General features: G+C 37.0%; 4 protein-coding genes. All 4 read right to left on the minus strand.

Translation table 11 applies throughout. The features are described from left to right. Positions 1 to 27 precede the first annotated feature (27 nt). Positions 28 to 3927, minus strand: a complete 3900-nt coding sequence (locus tag CWB65_RS07305) for a YobI family P-loop NTPase (protein WP_138740286.1) — start codon at positions 3925 to 3927, stop codon at positions 28 to 30. A 294-nt stretch (positions 3928 to 4221) separates the two neighbouring features. Continuing rightward, on the minus strand, positions 4222 to 5598 hold the full coding sequence (locus CWB65_RS07310) for a Na+/H+ antiporter NhaC family protein (RefSeq protein WP_006794362.1): 1377 nt from the start codon (positions 5596 to 5598) through the stop codon (positions 4222 to 4224). Between the two features lie 177 nt (positions 5599 to 5775). Then, positions 5776 to 7428 carry a penicillin binding protein PBP4B gene (gene pbp4b / locus CWB65_RS07315; protein ID WP_138740287.1) on the minus strand — a complete coding sequence of 551 codons (1653 nt, stop codon included), beginning with the start codon at positions 7426 to 7428 and terminating at the stop codon, positions 5776 to 5778. Positions 7429 to 7437: 9 nt separating this feature from the next. Then, positions 7438 to 8613 (minus strand): exo-beta-N-acetylmuramidase NamZ family protein, encoded by a 1176-nt coding sequence (locus tag CWB65_RS07320; protein ID WP_138740288.1) that lies wholly within the window; start codon positions 8611 to 8613, stop codon positions 7438 to 7440. Between the last annotated feature and the right edge of the window lie 390 nt (positions 8614 to 9003).

A 9003-nucleotide genomic window follows, 5' to 3' on the forward strand; every position in this document is an offset into this window, starting at 1 on the left:
ATTATTACCACCAAGTAGCTTGTTATTTTATGAATTATTTAAATAAACTCTAATTTTATCTGCTGTAGTGATTTTTTTTCTTTTAATCAATTTTTTATCTAAGACCAATGAAGCAAAAACATCATACTCTTCAGAGTTTGGTAATTCAAAGTGGGTTTTAGCTGTATTAATTTTTGCAATCTGCTCTGTAGAAAAACCACAGATTTCTTTCACACCACTCTCAGATAATAAATCTATTTGACAGGATAGAAACTTTATTAAATCATAATCAGTATCTAGTTCTGAAGCTAACTTAATTATGTTAACTTCTTTGACTCCATCAAACTGCATCTCACAAGCTAAGGAGCTTAAATAAATAGTATCTATTTTAGGACTTTTAAATTCTTCATCATTTAAACTAGCAATTGCTGACACCTTGTTTTCATCGCTGACTTCAGCACTTTCAAAAATAAGTATTCTGCCTTTTAGGGAGAAAAAAGGAATACAATCAAAAGTCATATTTTCTACAAGATAGATTGCATCAAACTTATTATGCATTGCACGAATTAAGGCCTGACCTTTCTTTGATTTGGGTTCTACATACTCAACTAAATGCCCAAACAACTTCTCAGACACCTTATCAGAAGGCTGAATTATTAGTAAATCAGCAAAACAAGAAGATAATTCATCAGAAGAAAAGAAACTACTTTCATTTAAGCTTTCAAAAATGGCCAGTATCTCAGCATTACTAAGAATCTCTAATTTAGCAATGGAGCAAAGCATTTCGTCTTCAAGGTCAGAAAAGTAATTTGTTTCTTCAAACTTATCCTTATTGCACGAAATTAATAATGGAAGAAGAGCTAGTCTATTTTCCTCAAATTCACTTTTAAGTGAATCAGAGTAAATTACTAAACGTTCTTTAATTAAGTACTTATACTTCTCATCAGTTAAATTATCTAAATCATAACCGCTTATATGCTCACTCAGAAGATCTATTAATGACTGGAATGTAGCTTGTTTTTTAACATTAAATAAAATAACACCTGTAAAATCAAAGAGTAGCTCGTCATTGTCCAAGTTTTTAACCGCTAAAAGTAAATCTTCAAGATTAGCTGAAACTACTCTGTCTGCTTCTATATTAAAATCTTCGAAGAAATCACTATCATGATCAATATAAGCAAACATAGTGACTAAATTCTCAATAGAAGGTATGACTTTATCTTGTCTTGAGAGTTCCAAATGAGTTGTGTCATCTAGTTTAGAGCTAATTATATGTTGAAGTTGAAAAGGTATATTGCTTATTAACTGCTCTTTTATTTCAAAGGCGATATCAGACTTTAGCACCTGAATTATTGAGTTCTCGTCCTCAATATCCTCTTTAGTAGTCTCTATCCAATACTTTTCAACTAACAGCTGGAGTGTGTCAGTATCAGCAATACCTATGTTTAGCAGTTCATCTTCAGTTTTAAGGATAAAAGCTAAAGAAAACTTCTTTCTTTTATAAACACATTTAAAATAACTATATAAGCTACCTGAGTTAAGTCTTATGCACCTAGCTTTAAACATAGTTGTATAAACTTCAATCTGGTCATCGTTTTTATGATCAAATTCGACATACTCGAACAAAGGGTCAAGAGAAAGTATATTTCCTAAAATCACTTCTCTCAGCCCCTTTGGTTCGCCTGCTATTTCAACAACAATTTTGGGATTTTCATTTAAATGATTCGCCAAAAAAAGATAATGATTAAAATCTACATCAGAAAAACCTTTACTCTTACATAGTTTAAAGCACCACTCCCCAAACTTATCGGTATAACTCTTGCTTAACTCTAAAAAGTTAAGCCTATTGAATACTAGAATTTCGAGCATTGATGATATATCAATTAACTTACTACTTTCTAACTTATCGATAAACTCAATAAGAAGCTTAGGGTTGTTATCTAATATGCTGCAGATTTGTTTTAAAAATGAGTGATTTTCGGATATTAAATATTCAAAAAGATCAAAGTTTAAAATAGCGGTTTGCGAAAAGCTATTTTCATCCAGTAATTCAGCAATGCCTGCTGGATTATTTAGGGAATATTCAAAATTAGGTTTCTTTCCATAAACAATATTGTTTCTAAAGGTAAAGTCATTACGAGTTAATTTGCCTTCATAGAATATTGAAATATATTTTTGATAGCCCTCATAGATATATCCTTCACGCAACAAGTAGTGAATAATATGATCTGATTTATAGCCTGTAAGACTTTCTCTTTCGCCCTCAAAAAGAGAGCACATTTCCTTGAGTGAAGCACTCTCAACTTTACTTATTAATATTGAAATTTCATTTATTTTACGATTAAGTTGCTCAACTTTTTCATTCGGCTCATCTAGCACATTTAGCTTTTCTAAGTAACTTTGAATCTCCAAATATTCATCATTTTCAGCTAATGATACTAATGTGCCATAGTCAGAGAGCTTTAATTCAAGACCTTCTCGTAAACTTACTAAAACAGAATCATAATCGCTATTATCAATAGTCTTTTGTCCAAATTTCCAACCACGCAGCCCAGGGTATTGACTTGTAATTATTTGAAGCTTCCATCTTATGAGGACTTCATACTCAACATCAGTAAATTTTATCGCATTTTGAATTTTTTCAATTTGCTCTTCGCACCCACGAATGATTGCTTTTTTACATTCAACTACTTCTTTTTTTATTTTTGATGTATCAAAAGCAGAAAATATACTCCCACTATTTTGTTGAAGAAGCTCAAATTCATCGGGGAACATGTTTTTAGATAAAACTAGTGAAAATAAGTTATCGTCGGATAAACTTTGATCATGATTAACTAGCTTTCTGTAGAAGTAGAATTCGTTAACTATGTTTTGCAAAACCCTCATATCTGAAATAAAAACAGTTACATCCCTTAAAAAATTATGAGATAGGTTTACACCTTTAATTGTGGAAATTAACTCTCGTATTTTTTCATATGAATTATTTGAGTGAATAACTGGAATTATGGGTAGTATAAAGTCGAAAAACTTAGTTCTTTCTGTTGCTGAGAAGCAATCATCTTTAGTTACATAAATAAACTTAATTCCATTCTTATGCTTACCTTTCACTGCATCACTATTATTCAAGATGATGTTTATTTCACGGAGTTTCGTGAATATCTCAGGCTTATTTAACCTCTCTAAGTCTTCAAATATCACCTTGTTATAATTTGAGCTAGAAAAAAAGTATACTAGTTCATCCAGAGTTCTATTCAAAACTGAATCTGATTCTGAAAAGAAACTTACTTCCACATTTGTGGGATTTAAATAACTTATTTTGGATAGTGGTAGATTGTTTTTCAAATATTTGATTATAGATGCAATACCAAACAGGCAACCTGAAAGCATAACTAAAGATAAAGCAATGTTAAAAAACTCTAAATATTTCCCAAGTATTGGCCTAATAGGATCAATAAAAATATAACTTTTTGGATTAAAAATATAAAAAATAGACAGAAGCCAAAGCGAAGCAAGTATGTAGCTCTTCCACTTGGTAGTATCTTTGGAAGTAGCTAATTTACTAAAGCGAGATTTTGGAATTGTTGAAGAAGGCACTTTATAAATAATTTGTTGGACAATGCTTTTTTCTATATCTGCAAAGTCAAAAACCTCTGGCTTACTTGATTTATTATTCCCACCTCCCACTTCATCAACCTGAAAAGCAGCTAGTGAAACATCAATTGATGTATTAGAAAACTCAGTGTTCTTCTTTTTATAAGAGCTCACAAAGCTAGATTTACCAGATGAATACGGGCCTGTGATAGCAATATTGTATGCTTTATCAGATGCAATAACTTGGCCAAAAACATTTGAGACATCACAATCTATCTCAACATCATCTGTTGCACTTAGGAAGTATGGCGTATATCCATCACTCTTTTTTTCAGCTGGAATATCTTCAGCAATCATCGAATAAAATCCTTTTAAAATAGCTTAAAAATCCAAACCCAGCATATCTCAGTTTTTAATATAACAAAACTATAGTTATTTAATTAAAATTAATAACATATTGATTGAATGCGTAAAAATAATCTAACCCGACGCGCTAGCAAGCTAAGCGCCTACAAAACAGTGTATCTACTCGGCTTTAAAGCTGTGAAATAAATTGGCGTTCCGTTGGGCTTCGTATAACTCAATCCAACCTAAGTGAAAACAAAAAAGCCTGCGATTAAGCAGGCTTTTAAATATTTGAGTTCCGAGTTTTTACAACACAATAATGCTAATAACCAAATAAGCAATGAAGGTCAATGCGCCACCAAATAACGCATATGGTAGCTGGGTTTTAACATGAGTGAGTAGGTCACACCCCGATGCAAGTGCCGACACCGCGCTGGTGTCGGATATAGGCGAACAGTGATCGCCAAATATACCGCCGCCCAAAATAGCACCTACAACCAATGAAGGTGGTAAACCCAGTGCTTGTATTAGCGGTACGCCAATAGGGATAAGTATGGCAAACGTGCCCCACGATGTGCCTGTAGTAAACGACATAACCGCCCCTGTTAAAAACAGCACGGGCACTATTAAGTAAATAGGTAAGTAGTCGCCTACTAATGAGGCAACAAACACACCCGTACCTAGCTCTTTTAAGCTTGCACCTAGCGTAAGCGAAAGCAAAACAATACTTACCAATGGGAGTAATTCGCCCATGCCTTTAAAGCCAGTATCAACCAATTGGTGGTGGGTAAATTGGCGCGAACTAATCATTAGTAAGTAAGCAACCACAATCGCGAGCACAGTTGCATATAATACCGATTTAGAGCCGCTACCTTCTGCCAACACACCGTTACCAGTGTAAAACATAAAGCCTACCATGCTGGCAATTAGCGTAAATAATGGCACTAACATAAAGCGCGCTTTAGAACCTTTTACTTCTTCTTTTAGCTCGTTTGTTTGTAGCTCTAATTTTTGTTCGGCCTCTTTCATTGGACCGTGTACTTTATCAAACGCAATAGTGTAAAAAACAATAACCAAGGTAATTATGGCGTAAAAGTTATACCCAACGCTGCCCCACAATACCGATACCGCCGATTCGCCCAATTCGTAATTACCTAATAAACCCAGCACAAATGCGCCCCAGCCGTTAAGTAGTATTAAAATACACACAGGTGCGCTGGTACTATCAATAATATAGGCAAGGCGTGCACGGCTCATTTTAAATTTGTCGAACAGGCCGCGTGACAAAATACCCGACGTAAGCACGCTTAGGTTTGACTCTATAAACACTGCAACGCCGGTAAACATAGTTAAAAAGCCAACTTGGCGCTTACCTTTTGCAACCCCTTTGTTCATTAATAAGTTAACCGTTGCTGCTACACCGCCAGATTCGCGTATGTAGGCAAGTAAAGCACCTATTAAAATACTAAATATGAGTATGCGGCTGTTACCCGGCGAACTTGCCACCGAAATAATACGCTCTATGGTATTTAAAAATGTTGTAAATACGCTATTTCCTTCCCCTTGTAGGGCAAGTAAAAACTCAGAAGACGCCACGGCAACTAGCAGCGCCATAATGACTTCTTTGCGCCAAAACACGATAGCAATCGCAATTAGCGGCGGTAAAATAGAATACCAATGCATAAAAAGTTAACCTTAATTATTAACAACCCGCGCTTAAACGCTTATATGTTAAGCCTAAAACTTAAAAAGTGGCCTAATGGAGTAAACCGCTTAGCTTAATGGATTGATGTTGCCAAGTCACCTGCAAATAAGCCATTGGGCGTAACTGTATTAGCCCATTTTAACCTATACGATAATTTATTGATTTAACAACGCTTCGTAAACAAGCGATACCACAGATCCGTATTGCGCGGTTTCGAATTGTTTGCCTGTAAATTCATAACGTTTTTGTGTGCCTTTAATTGCAGTGTGGCGCGCGTTAGTAAGCAAAACAATGGCCAAGTCGTAAGCGGGATCGATTACTGTTACGGTGCCTGTCCAACCGGTATGGCCATACGCTTGCGAGCTGGCATAAGGCCCAAAGTGCCAACGCCGTGCTTGGTTATTGCCTGCAAGCCTAAAACCTAGGCCGTACGTTTCGTTAGTGCTTTGCGGCGTTAAAAACTGCGCCAAGGCACTTGCGCTAAATAATTGTTGGTCGCCGTAGCCACCATTATTTAATAATAGCTGGCAAAGCACAGCTAAATCGTGGGCGTTACTAAATAACCCGGCATGCCCAGCAACGCCGCCAAAAGAGTAAAATGCGCGTTCGTCATGAACTTGGCCTTGCAACACATGTGTTCGAATATTATCAAAAGTTATACGCCCATCGCGGGTGTTACCGCTAAGTTCGGTGGCTGCAAATTGACTGCGCTCAAAGCCTTTTTTAAGTGGGTTAAATAGCGTGTTACTCAGTGCAAGAGGTGTATAAACGTGCTGCTCTAAGTACTCGTCTAGTGGCTGCCCTGTTATGCGCTCAACCAATACACCTAAAATCATGTAATCAATATCAGAATACACATGTTGCATTGGTTTTTTGTTATTAAGTGGCACCTTGGTGAGCAAAAGCTGTTTAGTGGTTTGGCTATTTTGAGAATAAAATGCATCGCCTTGCTGTGTATCTTTTCGGTGAAAATCAAACACGGGTGGGTAGCCTGCGCTATGAGTAAGTAACTCTTTTACTGTGCGTTGCTCTCGCCCACCGCCTGTGTATTCTGTTAAATAACTTTGCACGGGGTTGTTTATATTGAGTTGCCCTTCGCTTATTAGTTTCATGAGTGCAAAGTTAGTAGCAAATATTTTAGTGTTTGAGGCTAAGTCAAATAGAGTATTCGTTTGCATAGGCTCTGGGCGCAGTAGCATTAGATCGTTTTGCTGGTACTGCTTTGCATCACCATAAGCTGTAAGTTTTATTAGCTCGCCATTTTTAACAACCGCCAGCACCGCACCGGGAAAACCCGCTTTAATATCACGCTCAATCAGTTCATCAACGTCAGTAAAATCAACTGGCTTGTTAGGCGTTAAATTTAATGTAGGAAATGCAAAACGCAGCGTTAAGCTTGCGCCTTTAGGTAAAATATTTTCTACCTTAAATGTGTTTATACCATTATGAGTATGCGCCGCTAAGCTGTAATTATAAAGCGTATTAGTGGTTAACGTATTGGTAGCAAGTTTTTGATTGTTCATGTAAATATCGGCACTTTCGGCGCTGTGGTTTTGTATTAATAATTGGCCGCGCCCTTTATACGCTTTAAATGTGCCACGGTTGTTTACATAAAACCGGCTACTTGGATTTGGCTCAGGAAAGCTGGCTACAACTTGTGCGTTTGGCAGCTCTATTAGCTGACTTTTAATCAGCACTGGCTGCGATTTTAATGAATTATGTGTAGTACTGCAGCCTACAATAATTAAACTCAAAGCGGCTAACCATGCGTTTTTTATGGAGCGAATATTTTCTAAAATAAATAACATGGTTAAGCCTTACTCATATAACAAATAAGGCGCTCGTTGCGCTTTAAATTGTGTAAGACCGCTTTGCCAGCTTTGCTTTATTTGCGCAGCCGACTGCCCTGCCTCTATAGCTAAACGCAGTTTATTAGTACCTGCCAATTTATCCATAAATCCAGCGCGTTCAAAAAAGTCGACGTTATGTTTATTAAGGGTGGCGTAGGCGTTTATTAAGTACGTTAAATTTAGCCCTGTGGCGTTTACTTGTCTTAAATCAAGGGCATGTACCGTTGTATTTTTAAATTTAGGATTTAAAGCGGCGCCTTTAATAGCGCGCGGTGTAAAATTAAAATCCCCTAATTTTACCGGCGAATAACCAATAACCTGAAACGCAAAACCGGTGCCGCGGCCAATACTCACAGGAGTTGCTTCAAAAAAGCACAGCGACGGATAAAGCGCGATTGATTGATCGTTTGGTAAATTAGGACTGGGTTTTACAGGTAAGCTATAACGAGTTGTGCGTGTGTAACGATCAACGGGGATCACGGTGAGCTTTAGATCGGTGGCTTTATTGATCCAGCCCTCGCCTTTGATCATGTTAGCCAGCTCGCCTACCGTCATTCCATGCAATACAGGGATTGGGTGCATGCCTACAAACGATTTAAATTCGTGCTCAAGAACTGGCCCATCAATATAGGCAATATTGGGGTTTGGCCTATCAAGCACTATAAATTCAACACCTTGCTCAGCCGCAGCCTCCATCATGTAATGCATAGAGCTTATGTAAGTATAAAAACGTACACCCACATCTTGAATATCAAAAACAATAACATCTACATTGCTAAGAGCTTCAGCGCTTGGCTTTTTATTCTTACCGTAAATAGAAACAAGCGGGATACCGGTTTTGCTATCTATGGCGTTTTTAACATGAACACCGGCGTCGTGATCGCCTCTAAAGCCGTGCTCAGGTGCAAAAATTTTAGTAATGTTTATGTTTTTAGTCAGTAGGCTGTCAACCAAGTGTGCTCGGTCAACTAAAGAGGTTTGATTTACCACCAATCCAACACGTTTATTTTGTAATTGCGGTAAATACATTGCCGGTTGTTCAGCCCCGACGGTTACTGAATGCTTTGCTTCATTCGCGTGTGTGGTAACAGTAAAAAGCGCACTTAAACTCAATAAAAATATAAAAAATACGGTTTTAAACATACAGCAAGATCCTTTTAAACAAGGTGTTTAAAATACCACAGCTTAAGTTAAAGAGCAGCGAATGCTTTTGAGTAGATACATAAGTAATTAGAAGCTACGCTTCTCACGTGAGCAAGCTCTACGTCTACGACGATTTAAGCTTCAGCGTTTAATTACTCATAGTGGTTTTGAACTACTCATTTACTCCTCTTTTATTTCTCTTTGTGCAGTTATGTTTAAGAGCGTTATTCACAAAGAGGTTTAGAGACGCTGCGCTTTTAGAGAAGGACTAAATGGAAGATTTGGCAGTATGTATCATTAGGTTTAACTGATATCTGAAAGCTTTCTCAAATTTCAGGCATAAAAAAAACCGACTTAGCATCGGCTTATGTATGAAAGTGGTGGGCGCAG

The organism is Pseudoalteromonas sp. S554 (assembly GCF_005930865.1).
In the GTDB taxonomy this organism is placed as follows: domain Bacteria; phylum Pseudomonadota; class Gammaproteobacteria; order Enterobacterales; family Alteromonadaceae; genus Pseudoalteromonas; species Pseudoalteromonas marina.